At 37.3% G+C, this 20,193-nt stretch carries 19 protein-coding genes; 4 read left to right on the forward strand and 15 right to left on the reverse strand.

Translation table 11 applies throughout. The features are described 5' to 3' along the window. Positions 1–2 precede the first annotated feature (2 nt). The 3 genes from BN1068_RS13815 (at position 3) to BN1068_RS13825 (ending at position 2,516) form a co-directional block, all read left to right on the forward strand. On the forward strand, positions 3–890 hold the full coding sequence (locus tag BN1068_RS13815) for a carbohydrate ABC transporter permease (RefSeq protein WP_077603429.1): 888 nt from the start codon (positions 3–5) through the stop codon (positions 888–890). A 6-nt stretch (positions 891–896) separates the two neighbouring features. After that, positions 897–1,718: a PfkB family carbohydrate kinase gene (locus BN1068_RS13820; protein ID WP_077603430.1), complete on the forward strand. Its 822-nt coding sequence runs from the start codon at positions 897–899 to the stop codon at positions 1,716–1,718. Positions 1,719–1,781: 63 nt separating this feature from the next. Next, positions 1,782–2,516 (forward strand): GntR family transcriptional regulator, encoded by a 735-nt coding sequence (locus BN1068_RS13825; RefSeq protein ID WP_077603431.1) that lies wholly within the window; start codon positions 1,782–1,784, stop codon positions 2,514–2,516. A gap of 140 nt (positions 2,517–2,656) precedes the next feature. Here BN1068_RS13825 and BN1068_RS13830 read toward each other — a convergent pair whose 3' ends face one another. The 11 genes from BN1068_RS13830 to BN1068_RS13880 form a co-directional block, all read right to left on the reverse strand. After that, on the reverse strand, positions 2,657–3,508 hold the full coding sequence (locus BN1068_RS13830; protein ID WP_077603432.1) for a metallophosphoesterase: 852 nt from the start codon (positions 3,506–3,508) through the stop codon (positions 2,657–2,659). Between the two features lie 162 nt (positions 3,509–3,670). Beyond that, complete coding sequence (locus BN1068_RS13835; protein ID WP_077603433.1) at positions 3,671–4,411, reverse strand: esterase family protein; 741 nt, start codon at positions 4,409–4,411, stop codon at positions 3,671–3,673. Between the two features lie 24 nt (positions 4,412–4,435). Beyond that, positions 4,436–5,605 (reverse strand): ATP-grasp domain-containing protein, encoded by a 1,170-nt coding sequence (locus BN1068_RS13840; RefSeq protein WP_077603434.1) that lies wholly within the window; start codon positions 5,603–5,605, stop codon positions 4,436–4,438. A 281-nt stretch (positions 5,606–5,886) separates the two neighbouring features. Beyond that, a complete protein-coding gene (locus BN1068_RS13845) occupies positions 5,887–6,717 on the reverse strand; it encodes an alpha/beta hydrolase (protein ID WP_077603435.1) in 831 nt (276 codons plus the stop codon). Positions 6,718–6,843: 126 nt separating this feature from the next. Continuing rightward, on the reverse strand, positions 6,844–8,133 hold the full coding sequence (locus BN1068_RS13850; protein WP_077603436.1) for a globin-coupled sensor protein: 1,290 nt from the start codon (positions 8,131–8,133) through the stop codon (positions 6,844–6,846). A gap of 550 nt (positions 8,134–8,683) precedes the next feature. Further along, positions 8,684–10,000 (reverse strand): TRAP transporter large permease, encoded by a 1,317-nt coding sequence (locus tag BN1068_RS13855; RefSeq protein ID WP_077603437.1) that lies wholly within the window; start codon positions 9,998–10,000, stop codon positions 8,684–8,686. A gap of 12 nt (positions 10,001–10,012) precedes the next feature. After that, positions 10,013–10,513 (reverse strand): TRAP transporter small permease, encoded by a 501-nt coding sequence (locus BN1068_RS13860; RefSeq protein WP_077603438.1) that lies wholly within the window; start codon positions 10,511–10,513, stop codon positions 10,013–10,015. 11 nt (positions 10,514–10,524) lie between these two features. After that, complete coding sequence (dctP, locus tag BN1068_RS13865) at positions 10,525–11,559, reverse strand: TRAP transporter substrate-binding protein DctP (protein WP_077603439.1); 1,035 nt, start codon at positions 11,557–11,559, stop codon at positions 10,525–10,527. Positions 11,560–11,589: 30 nt separating this feature from the next. Beyond that, the gene (gene solA, locus BN1068_RS13870) at positions 11,590–12,717 is read right to left on the reverse strand and encodes an N-methyl-L-tryptophan oxidase (RefSeq protein WP_175637151.1); all 1,128 of its coding nucleotides are present in this window, start codon (positions 12,715–12,717) and stop codon (positions 11,590–11,592) included. Positions 12,718–12,982: 265 nt separating this feature from the next. Continuing rightward, positions 12,983–13,624: a TetR/AcrR family transcriptional regulator gene (locus BN1068_RS13875; RefSeq protein WP_077603441.1), complete on the reverse strand. Its 642-nt coding sequence runs from the start codon at positions 13,622–13,624 to the stop codon at positions 12,983–12,985. A 198-nt stretch (positions 13,625–13,822) separates the two neighbouring features. After that, on the reverse strand, positions 13,823–14,653 hold the full coding sequence (locus BN1068_RS13880) for a mechanosensitive ion channel family protein (protein WP_077603442.1): 831 nt from the start codon (positions 14,651–14,653) through the stop codon (positions 13,823–13,825). 295 nt (positions 14,654–14,948) lie between these two features. Between BN1068_RS13880 and BN1068_RS13885 the strand changes: the two genes are divergently transcribed. Beyond that, the gene (locus BN1068_RS13885) at positions 14,949–16,529 is read left to right on the forward strand and encodes a PTS sugar transporter (protein WP_077603443.1); all 1,581 of its coding nucleotides are present in this window, start codon (positions 14,949–14,951) and stop codon (positions 16,527–16,529) included. Between the two features lie 256 nt (positions 16,530–16,785). On the opposite strand, the gene BN1068_RS13890 is transcribed toward BN1068_RS13885, so the two are convergent. Genes BN1068_RS13890 through BN1068_RS13905 form a run of 4 tightly spaced genes read right to left on the reverse strand, consistent with a single transcriptional unit; the run spans position 16,786 to position 20,145 of the window. Continuing rightward, positions 16,786–17,220 (reverse strand): hypothetical protein, encoded by a 435-nt coding sequence (locus BN1068_RS13890; protein WP_077603444.1) that lies wholly within the window; start codon positions 17,218–17,220, stop codon positions 16,786–16,788. Positions 17,221–17,252: 32 nt separating this feature from the next. Then, entirely contained in the window at positions 17,253–18,257 is a 1,005-nt protein-coding gene (locus BN1068_RS13895) for an ABC transporter ATP-binding protein (protein WP_077603445.1), read from the reverse strand. Further along, positions 18,257–19,276, reverse strand: coding sequence for an ABC transporter ATP-binding protein (locus tag BN1068_RS13900; protein ID WP_077603446.1), 1,020 nt, complete (start codon positions 19,274–19,276; stop codon positions 18,257–18,259). Before BN1068_RS13900 ends, BN1068_RS13895 begins: the two co-directional genes overlap by 1 nt. A gap of 17 nt (positions 19,277–19,293) precedes the next feature. Then, complete coding sequence (locus BN1068_RS13905; protein ID WP_077603447.1) at positions 19,294–20,145, reverse strand: ABC transporter permease; 852 nt, start codon at positions 20,143–20,145, stop codon at positions 19,294–19,296. Positions 20,146–20,193: the final 48 nt, after the last annotated feature.

The following is a 20,193-nucleotide window of genomic DNA, read 5'->3' on the forward strand; positions in this document are numbered from 1 at the left end:
TAATGAAAGAGAATATAAATTCAAAGCAATATTCCAATTCCCGTCAGAAAGAGCCTAAATCTGCAAAAATCCAAACAAGAATATTTAAATACAGTACATTAATTGGCCTCGGGATTTTTGCATTAATCATTCTTTACCCGCTGTTTTGGATGTTGATTTCTTCATTTAAGAGCTATGAAGAAATTTACTCTGATGTATGGAATCTGCCGGGCACCTGGAATTTTTCAAACTATACATTAGCCTGGGAGCAAGGTATACAAAATTACTTTATAAATAGTCTTTATGTAACAGGTTTTGCTATCCTGATTACTGTCACAATCGGTTCGATGGCAGCATTTACTTTATCCCGTTACCGCAATCGCTGGATTGACATAGCACTGCTGTTTATCATCGGTGGACTAATGATGAACCCGCAAGTAGCGTTAATTCCATTGTTTGAGATATTAACATTTTTTAATTTAATCGATACACGCTGGGCATTAATTTTAACTTATGTCGCATATCGATTACCTTTAACTATCATCCTTATTCGGGCGTTTTTCTTAACCGTTCCAAAAGAACTTTCTGAGTCAGCTTTATTGGATGGCTGCAGTGAATTTGGTATCTATCGGAGAATTTATCTGCCTTTATCCATTCCTGTAGTTGTTACAACAGTTATTTTAAATGCATTCTTTGCCTGGAATGAGTTTTTATTTGCTACAGTATTTATCAACTCCAGTGATTTAAAAACAATTCCATCCGGCTTAATGGTTTTTCGTGATGCATTAAGAACCGACTGGGGTGTGCTGTTATCAGGTATGGTAATTGCTTCCATACCAATGATTATTCTATTAATTTTTTTACAAAAATACTTAGTACGAGGACTTGCAGAAGGTTCTGTGAAAGGATAGTGAAAAATGAAATTAATTACTATTGGAGATAATGTAGTGGACTGTTATTTAGACCGAAAAGAGTACTTCCCCGGCGGAAACTGTGTCAATGTAGCCGTAAATGCCAAACGTAATAGAGCGGAAGAAGTTGCCTATATCGGTATTTTTGCAAATGATGCTCCTGCCAAGCATCTGCAATTTGCGTTAAAGCAAGAAGGAATTGATTATCATTTTTCCCGGATTGCTGCTGGTATTACTGGGCAACCAAAAGTAAGTCTGTCTCCTGATGGAGATCGTATTTTTGTAGGCGGTCCAAAAAACACAGTACAGCATCGTTTTAAAATTCAGCTCACCTTAGAAGAATTGGATTATATTCGGCAATTTGATTTATGCCATGTGAGCTGTTATTCATCAATGGAAAGCGAGCTTCAAAAATTAGCTGAAGTCATAAAAATTGCTTATGACTTCTCTGATAATAAAGCGTTAGATTATATTGAATCTATTGCTCCATATATTTCCTTTGCGTTCTTTTCAGCTGCAGAGCTGTCAGAAGATAATTTGGAAACTTTCATTTCTTCTATACAAGCATTTCAGTTTGAAGTGATTGTTATTACCAGAGGCGGCAATCCAGCTATAATTATTTCCGAGCAGGGTCGTTTCTATCAAAAACTGAATAAAATTGATGTGATTGATACAATGGGAGCAGGAGATAGTTTTATAGCGGGTTTTTTAACGTCATATATAGAGAATAAAAATATCTTATCAGCAATCGAACAAGGTACGAAATCAGCTGAAAATACGTGTCAGGTCTATGGTGGCTTTGGTTATCCTCAACCTTTGATCGATTAGTTAACGAATACCATAGTTTGATGTATAATGTAAGAGAATACTTACATTATAGGAGCTAATTTTATGAAGGAAGATAATTTGAACGGCGGGCAAAACTATTTGTACGAAGAAATTATGACAGGAATTAAGGAATATATTAATGAAAATCAACTCCAGCCCGGAGATCGTATCCCTACTGAAAAAGAATTAGGGAAGTTATTTAAAGCCAGTCGCATTTCTATTAGACGAGCAATCAAAGAGCTTGTAGATGAAGGTGTTTTGAAGATTATTCATGGGAGAGGAACCTTTGTAAACAAGAAGCGTAAAGAAATACATCTGCTGCATTTGCAAGGGTTCTCTGAAGGTCTGACGTCAGATAATGATAAGATATCAAAAGAGATTGTTTCTATGAAAAAAATAAGTAACAATAAAAAAATAAACAGTCTATTTGAGAACAAATATAATGAGTTTATTGAGCTTATCCGCAAAGTATATCGTAACGAGCAAATTTTAAGTTTGGATTATGCTTATCTTCCGACTGCTATTTATCCAAATATAGAAGATAAAATAAAAAAAGAAAGCTCAACTTTTAAAATTATTCACGATGATTATGGTATTGCATTTAAAACAGTTAAGAAAGAACTGGAAATTGTTCCAGCTACGGAAGAATTGCAAAAACATCTTAACATCAGTAGATTAACACCGCTTATATTAGTAGAAAAAATTATTTATAACGAACATCATCAACCTGTGCATTTCTCAGAGTATTACCTTATCTCAGATGCTGTCAAATTAAGAATTGAAAATAACTTGCCTTAATCTGCGTCTATGCCTTAGAAATGCCAAATTATTTTGTTGATAATGCAGGAGCTATCAGTATGGTAAATTTTGATCAGTAAAATAAGCAATGATTACTTAAAATTCTCAGTAAAAACATTGCTTATTTTATATCACTATTTTTATAAAGCCGATTGAATAGTAATCAAACTGATCTGACTCTGATTAAGAAATCTTAACGGTAACGCAGAAGTTCCCAATCCACTGTCAATATATAAATAACGCTCATCGCCTAATGGATATACCCCCTTCTGCAATTCCGGCAATAGCCCCTCATCCGGAGCAACAAGCGCTCCTATAAATGGCAATCTTACCTGGCCGCCATGTGTATGACCGCTTAGTACAATATCAGCATCCACATCCGGATATTTTTGAACAACGATTGGAGCGTGGGAAAGTAAGATAGTATATTTATCTGTATCTAAATCAGCAAAGGCCAAGGTCATATCTTCATGCTCTGTGGATACATCATTCACACCAACAATATTAAATAGCTGGCCGCCCTTTTCAAACTGCGTATTTTCATTATTTAGAATGATAATTCCTCTGTCCTCTAATCCGGCTAAAAATGCTTCTTTTTCAGGATTTTCATGCTCGTGATTGCCAGTGACAAAATACGTATCCGGGTTTATCCGCACTAATTCTTCGGCAAGCTGAAGAGCTATCTCCAGATTTTCTGTTTTCCGGTCAATTAAATCACCTGTCAAAACAATGATATCGGCATCAAGTTCCTTCACTTTTTCAAGTACTGCAGCGTTCTCCGTTCCAAACACACGGCTGTGTACATCCGTTATTTGCAGCACCTTCAGCTCTGTGCCTTCCTCCAGCTTATTACTTTGAAACTGCTCTTTATTCACCTTAAATGTAGCAGTATCAAAATATATTTTAATTGTTATGGACAGTGCTGCCAGCAGCAGAATAATAAAAATAATCCGCTTTCTTAAACCACTTTTGATTTTTCGCTTTTTCTTCATTCACTTTTAACCTCTTTATTCATATAATTCTTCCATCTATGCTCTAGGGTACTCCTGTAATTATACAACAGTTTGCTTTTGTATATGGAAAGCGAACGCTTTTAATATTGTTTTTCCAATAAAAAACACCAGTATCTTTATTATACTGATGTTTTAATACTTTTAGGAAAATAATTTTTTTAAATAATATGGCATTTGCTTTCTCCACCAGATCCAATCATGAGAAACATCTTCGCCCCATTCATCAAACCAGGCTGGAATTTGTTTTTCTTCAAAAGCTTCTTTTAATGAACGGTAAGAAGGCAGACCATCCTGCTCCCAGTCACCTAATCCTGTACACATAATAATATTTGCAGAGCGGTAATGATCAATAAACCAGCCATCATTTTGATTCCAGATATAATCATTTGGTGAATTTTCATATACGAGCGGATCATTTCCATAATCTCCGAAAAAGAAACGCGCATCATATACACCGCTGAGCGCAACCATTGTCTGAAATACATCGGGGTGTCTCAAAAAAAAGTTCAGTGCATGATAAGCACCCATACTGCAGCCTGTGGTCATCATTGGCTCAAACCAGTTTGTTTTATGTTGAATAAATGGAACTGCCTCTGAAATCACGTAACGATCATACGCCTCATGAGCTAATGCACGGTCATGGGGCGGCTTTGAATCATGCAGCCAGCTTTCACTATCCACACTGGCTAATGCAAAAAACTGTACTTTTCCTGCTTCAATGAACTCCCGACAGGCATCAATCATCCCGAAATCATAATATTCAAAATGCGATCCGCCGGATGATGGAAAAACAATAATCGGCAGACCATTGTGCCCATACCTGTTTAACGGCATCTCGCGTCCTAATTCACCACTCCAATGGCTTAACTGTTCTATATGCATCATCCAATCTCCTGTCTCCGTTCTTTATTTTTTTCGTTCATGCACAAAGCGGGTGACCTCATTCACTTCTTCCTCTGTATCTGCATTAATGGCATAAAATTGATTTCCTTGAAGATGTGCAAATGCTTCCGGCATACGCTCGGCAAACTTCACTCTGTTTCCAAATTTATCACGTATTGCTTTGGTATCATTTTGATATTGGTAAGCATCACGCTGTGTAACCCCAATACAATACTGATTTGGAGCATCCGGCTCCTTAAATTCTCCTCCAGTCACCAGAGAAGCATACTGCGCAAATAAATCAATAGAGTAAGCATAGTTATACATATCGATTGTATAACCCCCAGCCAGACGATTATTATACTCCAAAGCCACATAATCTCCATTTTCCAATTGGAAAAATTCAATATGGAAAAAACGTTCCTTCATTCCAAAGGCTTTTACAATTGCCCGTCCATATTCTCCAAGCTTCGGATCAATTTCTTTTTGAATCACATAAAATAAATCCAGCTGACCTTGGACAAGCTCCAACGTCGGTACATTATATGTAAAGCTTGTCTGAAAAACAATATTTCCTTTTTGATCAGTTAACCCATCAAATGTGCAAAGCTTTCCACCTTCAACATAAGGCTCCAGAAAATAAGCTGTTGCTTCCTTCCATTCTACTTCAAAACGGTGCACATCATCTTTCGAGCTCAGTTTAAAGGTAGCGGCGGAACCAACTCCATTATCCGGTTTCGCAATAACTGGCAGACCCAATTTTTCAATAGCTTTCACTAAATCCTTCTTGTTTTTGACAACGCGCCCCTCAACTACCGGTACTCCTGCTTTTTTGAACAGTTTCTTCATTTCAGATTTAAATTTTACTTTTTTCAGGTCTTTTGATTTATTTCCAAATACATTAAATTGCTCACGAAGCTGGGCATCGAGCTCTAACCAGTGTTCATTATTTGATTCAATCCGGTCAATCGGACCATGCTTATAAAATAAAAATGCAACAGCGCGTTTTACTTCGTCAACATCTTCTAAATCATTGACACGATAATACTCTGTGAGTGATTTTTGTAATTCAGAGCCTAATTGATCATAAGGCTCTTCACCAATTCCTAACACGTTGACACCTGCATCTTTTAAACGGTGGGCAAATGGCTGAAAATTATTGGGATAATATGGTGATATCAAAATATAATTCATCATCATTCTCCTTTCCTGATCCCTGCAAAAATCAGTAGTTTAACTGTTAAAATACCATTTTTTCAATTTAAAATCAATATAATTTTTCGAAAATTGTCAAAAGATAATAAATAAATATGTCTTCATAAAATATTTATCTGTTTCGCACTGGTGATAAACGGTTCAGAAAGGATGTATCACTATGGTCTGCAACACTCTCAGTAGAAAATTGTTTTGTTGTATAAGGGTCCTTATCCCTTATACAACAAAAGCTTTATAGTCGTACTTTGGAAATATATGATTCAGGACCATTTCTCACTTAAAAACCGGAAACATTCTGGTAAATGGCTTGACCAGGCTTCCTCGTTATGCTCTTCATCCGCAAAAACATTAAGGTGAATATTATCAACAGGGATTTCTCCCATTATCAGCTGTTTATAATATTTCAGCGAGCAATCGATATATGCCTGCTTCATATTTCCGTACATTAACTGGCGATCCGCATCATCACCTTCTTGTGTTCCGACCTGAATATATACACGTTGCTCTGGATCCAGTGTTTCCCTGCTGATATAATGGTCAAAAGCCTTGCTTGTAATCCAATTAGCTAATGAAAAAATGCCCAAACCGCCGATCTGGTCTTTATATTCAATTCCCATAAAAGCAGAAATATTTCCGCCAAGCGAGCTGCCGATCATTGCTGTATGATATTTATCTGACTTAGTCCGGTAATGCTGATCGATAAAAGGCTTCACGACTGTCATGATAAATTCCGCAAATTCCGCACCTCTTCCTCCGAGTTCAATATCCTCCGGAAGCGGGCTTTCAGTGATTTTCCATGGCGTATACTCATTTATGCGATCCTGCTCTCCATTATCTATACCGACAACAATCATCTTAGGCAAATCCGGATTCCTTTTTATTGCAGGGATTACTTTCCACGAGTAGCCACTGTATGCTTCACTGCTGTAAAAAACATTTTGCCCGTCATGCATGTAGACAACAGGATAATGCCGGTTCTTCTCTTTTCCATAATTCTTTGGTAACAGGACACGTATACGACGTTTTTCATTTTTATAACCCATAGGCAGTTCATGCATTTCCAGCTTTAAATAAAAATAGGATTGTCTCATTTCAAATTCCTCATTCCATCAAGATTCTATAGCTTATTCCTTTATCATAGTGCATTGTTTTTCTGTGGGACAAGTAATAACGATCCCAGTCTTAAGCTTTATAAAACCTGCGATAATCACATGCTGTTATTCCATTTTATTAAATTTATGGGAATAGCTCTCGATTTCTCTCATAGAAGATTCAATTTCATTAATACTCTGCTGGTTTTCTTCCAAAGATTGCTGAATATGGCTGCTGTTCTCTAAAATGAGTGTCATTGATTCGGAAACCCGGCTTAAAATATCTTCTGTTTTCGCCGTTTGTTCACGGACTGCTTTTACTTCCCCTTGTGTTTCCTTAATTGCTTCACGGCTATTCGCAACCTGTTCATTTGTTTCAAGAATTAAATCACTCACTTCTGCTACTGCTGCCGCTGACTGTACTGCTAACTTACGGACCTCTTCAGCAACAACCGCAAATCCTTTCCCCTGCTCTCCCACTCTCGCTGCTTCAATAGAGGCATTTAATGCTAATAAATTCGTCTGTCCAGCGATAGACTCAACAATAGAAATAACGGATTTAATTTTCTCCGCGCTGTTTGTTAACTGCTCCAGCTGCTCTACAACAAGCGCCATTTGATTATCTAAATTAGACATTCCTGTATTTGTAGTTTTTGTTTGCTCCATCCCGAGCTGAGCTGACCTGCTTGTTGTAGCAGCAATCTCTTCCCCTTGTTTGGAAACCTGATTTATCCGGTTTGCCTGATCTACCATTTTCATCACAGACTGATTTGTTTCTGTCGATAAATAACTTAGGCTTTCTGCTGTTTCTCTCATTGAGCTTATTAGATTTTGTTTCGTTTCATCCATCACTGCTCTTTTTTCTTCTGTATCTATCTCAAAAGCTTCCAAAACCATCTGCTGCTCAAAATTTAACAGCTTATTCGTTACCTGAATAGCATGGAGAAAGTTTTCCTTATCCTTATATGTATCGGCCAGCAGCTTGGATATTTGAAAGAAAATCTCTTGAAAAGAAGCAATATACCATTTGGGCTTCAGGCCAATATGGACATGAACTCTAGCAATTCTGCGGCGTTTATCAATAAAATTCTGGTTTATTTCTCCAGAAAACATCTCTATAACGTGCCTTTTCAGCGTTTGTTTTAAACGGCTGATCGAACTATTTGTTTCAATAATTCCTATTAATTCAGGAACTAAAGATAAATTATCGTAGAAAGCATCAATAATTGTTTCAATATTGTCTTTGATAATAGGCTGCAGTATCTTCGCAACAGCCAGATCCTGTGCTGTTATTTTTGATATTTGCAACTGTAAGGTTAAATCCATTTGCTGCAGCTCATCTAAAACCACATTCATCTCTTTACTGCTTTCCAGTAAATTTTCCTCTGTCATATCCTTGCGAAAAATACCCCTCATCCAAACCACTCCCGATGCTTATTTTTAAAAATTAGCGTTGTCTATAACCCTTTGAAAATATTAATGTCTAAGCACAATACACTTAAACAATGGTTATTCGTCCTTATTAAAATACGTATTAGACGATGGATATAAAATCAAAGAATATGGACTCTTTCTTTCTCTATAAAGAAAAAAACACTATACATATGTATTTCATCTCTTGTCAATTTGTTCATTAATTATTCCTTATATTCAGTTAAACCTTTATCCCTTTATCTAATTATCATTATACAAGATGCCAGTATAAAAATGCTCGAAAATATATATAAATTTGCAATTCCGAAATAAAATTAAACCAATAGTCCTGTGATAAATCCCTGATTATTTCCTCATTATTGAAAATCCAATCATATTATAGGTATTTTAAAGGAGGACTATGATAATTCCACTGTCGCTCCATGATTGAATCAAATTGTGATTCACTCTTCCAGCAAAATAGCAGCTATTGTATCTTTATATAGGAGATACAATAGCTGCTGTTTAAAACTATATAGAATTAAAAATATGCCTATTTCAATAATAAGTTCGGTAAAAATAAAGCAACCTCCGGAATATACGTTACAACTAACAATGTCGGCAGCCACGCAAACAGGATAATTATCAGTGTTGGTTTAATCATCTCATTGATTGGCGCCTTCGCTAATTGTCCACCAAAATATAACAGTGGTGCAGTTGGCGGTGTGATATTCCCCATCCCCAGGTTTACTGCTAAAATTGCAGCAAAGTGAATTGGATCAACACCTAAGTTCGTAATAATCGGTAACAATATTGGTGTTGTTAGCAGTACTCCGCTGACATCATCCATTAACATTCCGATAATAATCATAAAAATATTAAGCATAATTATTAGGAAAAAAGTATTTTCAGTTATAGAGAACAGTGCTTCTGTGATAAGATTTGGTATATTCTCCATCACATAGATTCTGCTTAAAATCATAATCGCGAAAACCATAACCATAATAATTCCAGTTGTTGTTGCTGCATTGATAAAAATCGTTTTAAAATCCTTCAGCTTCAATCCTTTATAAACCCAAAAACCAACGGGAATAGCGTAGAATGCTGCAACTGCAGCTGCTTCTGTTGTTGTCATAATTCCGCTGTAAATACCACCTAATACAAGAACCGGCATTACTAAACCAGGAATTGAAACAAAGGTTTTAATACCAAATTTCTTTGCTCTATACTTCAGGGAACGATTTAAATCTGTTTCAAACTCCTGCTCTGGACGTAATTCTCTTTTTCGCATATACAGGATATTGATAATACTCAAAAGAGTAATTAAAATCAATCCCGGTACAATCGTGGACAAAAAGCTGGCTAACACGGATTGGTTACTGAGCCAGGCATACAGAATCATAATACCGCTTGGAGGAATTAATAATCCCAAAATCGATGCGTTCGATACCAGTGCTGCTGCATAGCCTCTTGGATATCCTTTTGCATCAAGCTTTTTAAACATAATCGATCCAATGGTTGATAAAGCTGCCATCGCACTTCCAGAGATAGAACCAAATATAGCACAGGCAAATATCGTAACAATTCCAAGCCCGCCTTTTATTTTCCCTACTAGTATTTCCGCCCATCCTATAATGACGTTTCCAATTCCTCCATATTCCATCAGCTTGCCCGCAATAATAAATAACGGAATTGCCAATAATACAGTTGAACTTAATTGACTATAACCGTACGGCAGTAAAAAACTCGGATCATAATCAAGCGTCATAACTAAAAATATTGTTGCGGCCAAAAAAGCAAAAACAGCAGGAACACCAATTATCAGTAAAATAATCAGCAATAGCACAGCTATGATTAGAAATACTTCCATATAAATAACCCCTTACCTGAAATAATTCACGAAATTCTTTGCATCCTTCAGAATGTTTACCAGCAGATAAAAAGACATTAATACAAACCCTGCCAAAATTGCAGTTTGAGGGATATAAACGGGGTAATTCCATACGCTTGATGTTGCTCCGCTATTTATATTCCACAAAACGAATCCACTCGCCCAAACGCTTAAAATAATTGCGATAACAAAGCATATGAACTTGTTTAATAGTTGAATACCATCTCTTAATTTATCACTTTTAACATATACATTAGTAATATCTGCTGTAATATGTTCATTCTTATAGGTACCATAGGATGCCCCCATAAAGTACATCCAAAATGCAGGTATCAGAATTAATTCTTCCAAACCGAATAAATCAGTTTGGAAGACATACCTTAAAATAACCGTTGCTACTAACCCTAATAAGATAAAGCCGCTGGATAAAATCATAATTATCTTTTGAATGCTCAACAGAACTGCCCAGCACCCATTTAATATTTTTTTCACGCAGGCCCCTCCTATTGAATATTATCAACTAATTCATCAAGCAACTCTTTGCCGACTGTATCCTCTGCATGCGGCCAGACATTTTCTCTGACACTTTCAGCTAATTGCTCTAATTCCTCATCTGTAAACTCAAAAACCTCAATACCTTCATCTTCCATTTTCTGACGATATTCCGCCTCTGCAGCTTCTGCAGTATCAAAGCTTTCATCCGTTAATACCTGTCCTGCCTCCAGGATAATTTTCTGGTCTTCTTCACTAAATCCATCAAATAAATCCTTGTTCATCAATAAATGTGTTGCTTCAAAGAAATCGTTATATTGATAATAATGTGTAATAATATCTCTAAACTGCAAATAGTTTACTACCGGGTGTCCGCCGGTCCATCCTTCTGCTGTCCCCGATTGTAATGCTGTGTACAATTCTGCATAAGGAATGGAAACGGTATTGAAACCTAATTCTTTTGCTGCTTCAGTAATAATATTTACTTGCGGAACACGCAGAAGTACCCCTTTGTCCGCCCCATATTCTAATGGATCTGTAATTGCTTTGGTTGTCCCTATCCCGCCAAAGCCTTCACCAAAAAATCCGATTGCTTCAATATTTTGTTCATTATGAAGCTCCTGAAGCTTTTGTCCGTAATAAGCATCAAGCTGGAAATTTTCCCGAGCCTGCTCGTAAGTAGTAAATAAAAACGGCAGGATATTTATTTCCATTCGGCTGTCTAATTGAGTCGGTGTTGAAATTAATCCCATATCAACAGTACCCTTACTTATTTCTTCATACATTAGCGTATAGTCACCCAGCTGGTTAGCCGGAAAAATCTCCATTTCAATTCTTCCATCTGTTTTTTCAGCTACTGTTTCTGCCATTTTTCTTAAAGCTACTGTATTTGGATGATCTTCATTATTTTGACCAGCCACTCTTAATGTAACTGTTTCCCCATCGGAATCTTCATTATTATCTGCAGAGTCATTATTTCCACCGCAGGCTGCAAGAATTACTGCAAGGGTTAGCAATACCAGAGCTGTTATCTTCATTCTTTTCATTTATTTCACTCCTGTTAGTTATGTCTTATTTTATTTTTTAAAACGGTTTGGATTCATATGATTAATGTCATGCTGTGTTTGATCCTGAAGTACGATTTCTGCTGCGATTTCTCCCATAATTGGAGCTAATTTAAAACCATGTCCCGAATAACCGGATAAAACAATAATATTTGATTTATCTTCTATTCTTCCTACAAGTGCATGTTCATCAGGTGTATAGGCATCCATGTGGACACTTAGACGTACAGGATCCGGGTTTATTCCATGAAAGAAGGACTTTACAATTTCAGTCTGGTTCAGCACTTCCTGATAAGGGATGTTATGCTCCAATTTATTTGGATTGGCAAAAGGCTCATCCGATCCGACAAGCGCTATTTTCACCATGCTCTGATCCAATGTAGGAGCTCCAAAGAAATCATACTTTTCCGTGGTACGTGCGAACACTGGAAATACATCTTTTTGAAAGCCAGCTAAATCCTCTGGAATAAACCAGGACATAATAATTCTTCTCGGTTCAATAATTTCCTTAAACTCAGGCAGCAGTTCTTTTACCCATGAGCCTGCTGATACAATAACTTCATCAAATTCATGAACCTTACCGTCTGACTTAATTTCCACCTTTTCGTCCTTCTGATTAATAGAATCAATCTTACTATGCCGATAAATTTCAGCGCCATTCTTCTCAGCCAGATAGCAGGCAGATACTACAGCAAGCTCAGGCCGTAAAAATCCGGATTCTTTATCAAGAATCACTGCATCTTCTTCAGAAAATTTATGTTGTGGAAACAGTTTTACCGCTTCCTTTATGTCAAAAACTTCATGATTAATTTGATAGTCATAGATACTTTTCAATACATTTTTGAAATTATCCGAATTAGCTCTGTCAATTGTCAATCCGCCATTAAGCGTAAGCAGCTGATTGCCGCTTTCCTTCTCCAGCTCACGCCATAACTCTCTTGACCTTTTTAAGAGCGGAACATATTCCGGCCCCTCACGGTAAGCTGTCCGGAATAACCTTGATTCGCCCCCCACGGCAGAACGATCGTGCCCAACACCAAACTGCTCAAATCCAGTTACATCCACACCCTGCTGAGAAAGCTTCCAAAGCGTCATACTCCCCATTGTACCTAATCCAACTACTGCTACTCTTTTCCCCATCGAATACCTCATTTCTAAATATACTGAAACAAAAAGGAACGATTCCACTCTAAAAACAAAGAGAGTGAACGTTCACTTTCTAATATGATAGCAATTTTCTGATGATTGTCAATACTTAATGATTAAATTTTTTAATTTTTTCTAATATAAACGCAATATAATTTCTGTTATTAGGAAAAGAAGCTTTAAAATATAAAGAATTATCAGTTTTAAAAGTAGTTAAGCTGATAAAAAAACTGCTCTTATATCAGAACAGTTTTAGTTGCTATTTCAAAATTGGGGTAATGGATTGAAGAATAAAATTAATTTTGTCCTGATTCGTTAAAGCCTCCTCTGGCTTCTTATGTAGAAAAAAACGAAACCGGATTTCATGGTAATTGGAAATCAGTGAATTCAGAAAAAGAATAAAATAATTATCAAGCAGAAAGGACAGCTCCTTATCATCTATAGCAAGCTTTATTTCACCTTTTTCCCGAGCTTCCTGAACCATATTATAAACATAGTCTGCTGATTCCATAAAGGGCTGATTAAGCTTATCAGACAGTAAATCGGCTTCAAATGACCCTAAATTTGAATATATTTTTATGTAATCAGGGTACTTCTGATGAAGCTTTATAATTTGATTTAAATAAGCCTCCACTGTTTGTTTCAGTGAATTTTCAATATGTGTGTATTTTTTATATAATTCTTCCTCTAAAATTTCCTGACATCTTAATAAGACTTCTAAAAATAATTCTTCCTTGTTATCAAAATATTTATAAAGTGCGCCATTAGAGATATCTGCGTTTTCACATATATCCTTTATACTTGCTCCATAATATCCCTTTTCAGCAAAGCATGCTGCTGCACCATCAAAAATAGTATTCTGTTTTTCTTTTGATAGTTTTTGAAATGTCTTTTTTGCCATACTAATCTCCTCTTTTATTCCTATTATTAAGCTTAATAAAAAATTGGTTTCTTGTTATTAGAATGACACACATCTAAAATTTTGAAAACAAAAAAGGTTAAAAATATATATAAAAAGAGTCGCCTAAATTGATTACGGCAACCCTTTTACAACTTTATTTATTTAATTTGCCAGTCCAAATTTCATTTACAGGTCTAATTAACCTTCCTGCGGTTTTTCAGCATATGTTTTTTCAGGATCTTCACTATTCGCATCAAGCGCTTCTTTGATTGCTTTACGCAAATCACGCTCCACAGCCCATTGCTCCATCGATTCTGTTTTTGCAATGATCCGTAAAGTTATTTCCGCTGAGCCAAATGTTTGTACTCCGAGAACATCCGGACCCTCCACAATTTTAGGATTGTTTTCTTTCATTTCATCACATACTGTTTGCAATATGCCAACTGCATTATCAATATTGTCACTATATGGAATTGCAATATCTACTAAAGCCTGCATATTCCCGCGGGAGTGGTTACTTAAAGAGCTGACTTCTCTATTAGGAACATAGTTTAAAGTACCGTCAAAGCTCCGGATTTGCATGGTCCGCAGACCAACTTCTTCGACAACACCATCATATCCGGCAGCCGTAACATAATCACCAACATCAACCTGCTTCTCTAACAACAGGAAAAAACCTGTAACAATATCACTTACCAGCCCCTGAGCACCGAAGCCAATTGCCAGACCGACGACCCCGGCCCCGGCAATCAAACCAGTAGCATTAATATCAAAAATACCAAGAATAATTACTAACGTCACAAAAAATAAAACATATGAAAATGCACTGATTGTTAAAGACTGCAGGGTCTTTGTTCTGCCTGCGGACATTTTCTTCTTAACCTGTGCTTTGGAAAACGAATTCCGGATAAACCTTTTTCCAATAGCACGTGCAATATAAAATACAATAAGTGTCGCTATAAGTTTTAATAAAATAATTCCGCTATCTAATAAAATTTGCTCCCAATTGATATTTTCTATCCAATCCATTCTTCCATCTCCTTCTGAACTGCTCTCAATGATTGATGATTATATCAAATGAAGAATCCAATGTAAAATAAGAAAGGATTCGATATAAGAGGAAATTCTAAAATAAAATTAGCAGTCGATTGGATGAATTACATCCCACCAAGCTCAAGTGATAGAAAGAGTCCCTCCAGATCTTATATAGTCAGGCAAATTACTTTCTTTTAAAAATTCACAGATTTTATCACTTTAATATGATAAAATATTAACGTATTAAACAATTTTATTATACTGAAATTATTTACGTGGAGGAATTATCTTGAAAAATATTGCTATCATAGGAAGCTCCGGCGGCAACCTGTACAATTTAGGAGGAAAAAATCCAAGGAAATTATTAGATGAAATTAAAAGTCAATGTCATGCTGCTAATTTTAATATTGCAGCCATTCAATTTATCGCTTCAGAAGTTTCCATGGATCAGGCAAAAGCAAATTCAAAAACAAGCCTTTTTAGTCTGGATGAAGAAGGACAAATCATACAAAGCGCTACAAATACATTAGAAAAAATAAACGAACAAGCAAAACAGACAGACGAAGAGATCGCCGCTCATATTCTTAATAAAACAGTGGATGGGTTAATCGTCATGAGCGCGGATGCCGAGCATGTAAATCAAAAGGTTGTTAACGCAGCTGTCGGTATGGGTATCCCAATCCTTGGAACAGGCGGCACATCCATGGCAACGATCAGTGCAAAAGGGGCAAACGTTATAGCTAAATCGGGAACAACGGGTACTACAAATCGAACACGAGCTATCTCCTTCGTTGCTGCCATGGCTAAATTTTGGGGTATAAAATATAAACCAACGATCGGAAATACAAATAAAGGGGATGCAGAAAATAGCGGGAGCATCTGGAAAAACATTAATATCCGCGGCATCATGGTTTCCGCATTGCCAGGTTTTATTGCAATGGCTTTAGTTCTTGCCCTAAGTAAGATCCCTCTATTTAGCGGTCTGCAAGATATTTTCGATATTATGATTGGGGCACTTCCAATTGTTATTGCAGTGATTGCAGCAAAACAAGTGTCTAATTTAGATGAAGTGTCTATCGTTGCAGGGGTAATAGCCGGTGTGCTATCCGTGGACGGAGGAATTATTGGCGGTATCATCGGTGGTATTTTAGCCGGTATTTTCGTGCATTATTTCTTTCAAAAGTGCATTAGCTGGAAATTCCCAATGACAACAGTAAATATCGTCACGGGAGGAATAGCCGGTTTACTTGCAGGTCTATTAGTCTATTTTTTATTCGCACCAATCGCATTGTTCATTGGGGATGGAATTAAAACTGTCATCGAAGCAGCCATTGGCTTCAGCCCAATTCTAGCAGGACTATTAGGCGGTCTGCTTATTTGGCCAGCTATTTTAGGAGGAATATACCACGCAGCTATTCTGCCTATCGTATTACTCGAAATGGAAAAAACAGGAGTAAGTTTCCTTGGTGCTATTGATATGGTTGGTCTGGTGATGGTGTCTGCTGGAATTAATTTAGCAAATATCATTGCTCCAAGAGAAAAAGGGGATGCAGCTGCTGCAACTCCAGGTTTCTTAATCAATATGGGATTCGGAACATTTGTGGAAGCAGCCTATCCATTCATGTTCTCAAATAAAATCGTCTTCGCCGGTGCAATTCTATCTGCCGGAGTCGGCGGCGCACTGGTTGGACTGTTCGATGTGCGCGGTACTGCCTATGTCCCAACATTCACTACACCTTTTTTATCTGATAATCCTTTAGGGTTTGTTATCGCTATGCTCGCATCATTTATGCTAACTTTTGCCATTACATTGATTGCAAATAAGAAAAAGAGAGTGGAAGAAGTCAGAGATAAGGGAATGAATGCTTAAAAGAAATATTTTGAATAATAAATATGTGGGGAATAAAATGAAGCGGCTAGAACGGCATCCATTCGGTAAAGAAAACATTGCAGTCAAGAGAAGCTGATGTTAATTTATTGCATGGGATGAGGTGAAGCCGCTTTTTTGTCGCATACAGCTGGTTGCAGCAATTCATGAATAATAATTAATTCGCAAAAAATTTTTTCATCATAGAAAAAAACGCCATAGGCCTAAAATTAGGTTCATAGCGTTTTCTAAAATTATATTATATAAATTCCTTCTGCTCCTTCAACAATACCGATATCCCCTGCTCATCCTTCTCCACCTTCCAATTAAGAGAAAGCATCTGCTCTAACTCATGAAGGGAGGCTGCATCCAATTTCAATCCCTTAACACCTGTTTCCAGCTTCTGATAATCCTCCCCGGGTTCTTTTTGAAACTTCAGTCTTAATAACCTCTCCAAGCCGCCTACAGTAACAAATTTAACAGCATACCCTGCATTAATTATTTGTTTAAAAGCTTCAAAATCCTTCTCAGCTAACGTAATCAACTGCTCATAATCATACTTTTCATGAATTTGTTTCCATTTTGATACATCTTTTTCTTTCACATCATGTATTATTTCTTCATTCGTTATTCCGTTCACACGCAATGTTTCAATTATATATGCTTCCATCTGAGAAATTTTTGGTCGTTTCATCTGCAAATATTCCTTTCTTCATTCAAAATTAATTACTGACTGCTGGCAATTGTTTCTGTTTCCTGCGGGTAAAAACAAGCAACCTGATGATTAGGATTATTACCATCCTTTTCTTCTAAAACAGGGATGTGCTGCTTGCAGGATTCCTGTGCAATCGGGCATCTTGTATGAAAAATACATCCCGTTGGCGGATTAGCAGGAGACGGCAATTCGCCTTTCAGCATAATCCGCTGCCGTTGTCTCTCTTTCTCTGGATCTGGTAACGGGATCGCTGACAGGAGCGCATTTGTATATGGATGCTTGGAATGATGATACAATGTATCACTGTCGGATAATTCCATCACCTTACCAAGATACATTACCGCAACTTTATCTGCGATATGCTTAATTACCGATAAGTCATGGGCAATAAATACATAAGTCAGCCCCAGTTCCTCCTGCAAATCTTCCAGCAGATTAATTACCTGCGCCTGTACGGATACATCCAATGCACTTACCGGCTCATCCAGAATTAACAGCTTTGGATTCAGAGCAAGAGCCCTGGCAATGCCGATCCGCTGCCGCTGTCCTCCGGAAAACTGATGCGGAAACTTTTCTGCATCCTCTCTCTTTAGACCAACCAGATCTAATAATTCATAAACCCGTTCATTTAAATTACTTGTCATTTTAAATGCCTTCAACGGTGCTGCAATAATCTCACCAGCCTTCATTCTTGGATTCAGACTGGTGTACGGATCCTGATATACCATTTGGATATCTCTGCGTAATTCATGCATCTGCTTTTTATTGTACCCCAGAATACTTTTGCCCTCAAAAAGTATGTCTCCGGAGCTCGGTTCTAAAAGACCGACAATAGTACGGGCCAATGTACTTTTCCCGCAGCCGGATTCACCCACAATTCCCAAAGTTTCTCCCTGCCGGACAGTCAGACTGACTCCGTTTACTGCTTTTACATGGTTCACAGGTTTTTTAAATACTTTTTCTTTTATCGGAAAGTACATTTTTATATCCTTTAACTCCAGTAACAGCTCAGACATTATTTTACAGCTCCCTTCTGAGCATTTACTTCAAACTCTTGCTTCTTATTAAAAAATTCCTCTTCAGACAATATACAGGCAGCCCAATGTCCTTCTCCACGTTCTGTTAACGAAGGATCAATTTCTAAGCATGCTTTTGTAGCAAATGGACATCTCGGGCTGAAATGACAGCCTTTTGGTCGATCGATTAAATTGCTCGGCTGTCCTTGAATTGGTATCAACCGATCTGATGTATCTGAATCAATACGTGGCAGAGACCGCAGTAAAGACCAGGTATAAGGCATCGTGGAACGATAAAATATATCTGACACGCTCCCTTTCTCAACAATTCTGCCTGAATACATGACAAGCACTCTGTCCGCAATTTGTGCAACGACGCCCAGATCATGTGTAATTAAAATAATCGCAGTTCCATATTTTTTCTGAATCGAGCGCATTAATTCCAGGATTTGCGCCTGTATGGTCACATCAAGTGCTGTCGTTGGTTCATCAGCAATTAATACTTTCGGACGGCCTGCCAGTGCAATCGCAATTAAAACACGCTGGCGCATCCCTCCGGAAAATTGATGCGGATAGTCATGCAGTCTACGCTCGGGATCAGGAATACCAACATCTGTTAAAAGTTCTAAAGCTCTTTTTTTTGCAGCTTTTTTAGATACCTTCTCATGAGAACGAATTGCTTCAATCAGCTGATCTCCAACTCTAAAAACGGGGTTCAGGCTGGACATAGGGTCCTGAAAAATCATAGAGATTTCATTTCCTCTCACTCTGCGAAGCTCTTTTTCACTTACATCCAGCAGATTTTTCCCTTCAAAAAGTATTTCTCCTTCTGGATGAAAGACTGGAGGAGAAGGGTTTAACTGCATAATAGAATGTGCTAATACACTCTTCCCGCTCCCGGATTCACCTACAATACAGATGGTTTCTCCCGCTTTAATTTGAAAAGATACATCATCTACCGCTTTTACCGTTCCGTTTTCTGTATCAATGTAGGTTTTTAAATTCTTTATCTCAAGCATGAATACCGCCCCCTCTCTTAAGATGCTATTTTCGTTTTAACGAAGCACTGTTTTCTTTTTTTGTTTTTTCTTGCATGTGGATCAAATGAATCACGTAATCCGTCGCCAAGCATATTTAAGGCAAGTACTGTAACAACAATTGCTAATCCTGGAAAAATGGAAATCCACGGTGCGATGGAAATATAAATTTGTGATTCCTGAAGCATATTTCCCCAGGTTGGCGTTGATGGATCTACCCCAACACCTAAAAAGCTTAACGCCGCTTCTGCAAGAATGGCTTTCGCAAAGATAAACGTTCCCTGAACTATAATAGGAGACAAAACATTCGGTAAAACATATTTCGATATAACTACCGGATCACTGACTCCTGAAGTTTTGGCCGCTTCAATATACTGAACCGAATTTATTTGCAGAACCGCTGACCGTACAATACGCGTCATTACCGGCCAAAATGATAAAGTTAGCGCAATAATAATATTTGTTACACTTCCTCCCAATGCTGCAACAAGCGCCAAAGCAAGAAGTAAAGAAGGAAAGGCAAGCATACCATCAATAACACGCATAATAATAAAATCTGCTTTTTTATAATAACCGGCGATTAAGCCTGTGACTGTTCCCAGAATGGTTGCTAATACTGCAACTGTAAAACCGACAGTCAGAGAGACTCTAGCCGCTACCACCGTTAATGCAAAAACATCTCTTCCAAAATGGTCCGTACCGAACCAGAATGTCCCGGATGGAGGAAGCAGCCGCTGCGCAGCATCTATAAAACCAGGAGAAACAGGCAGCCAGACATTAGCTGTTATTGTTGCAATTGTCAATAATAACAATATAGAAAGAGCAACAAGATTTCTTTTTTTCTTCAGCATAGGGATATCTCCTTTTTCTCAATAGAGTAAATCAATTTCATATATGGT

It is taken from the genome of Oceanobacillus sojae, from assembly GCF_900162665.1.
GTDB classification, from domain to species: domain Bacteria; phylum Bacillota; class Bacilli; order Bacillales; family Amphibacillaceae; genus Oceanobacillus; species Oceanobacillus sojae_A.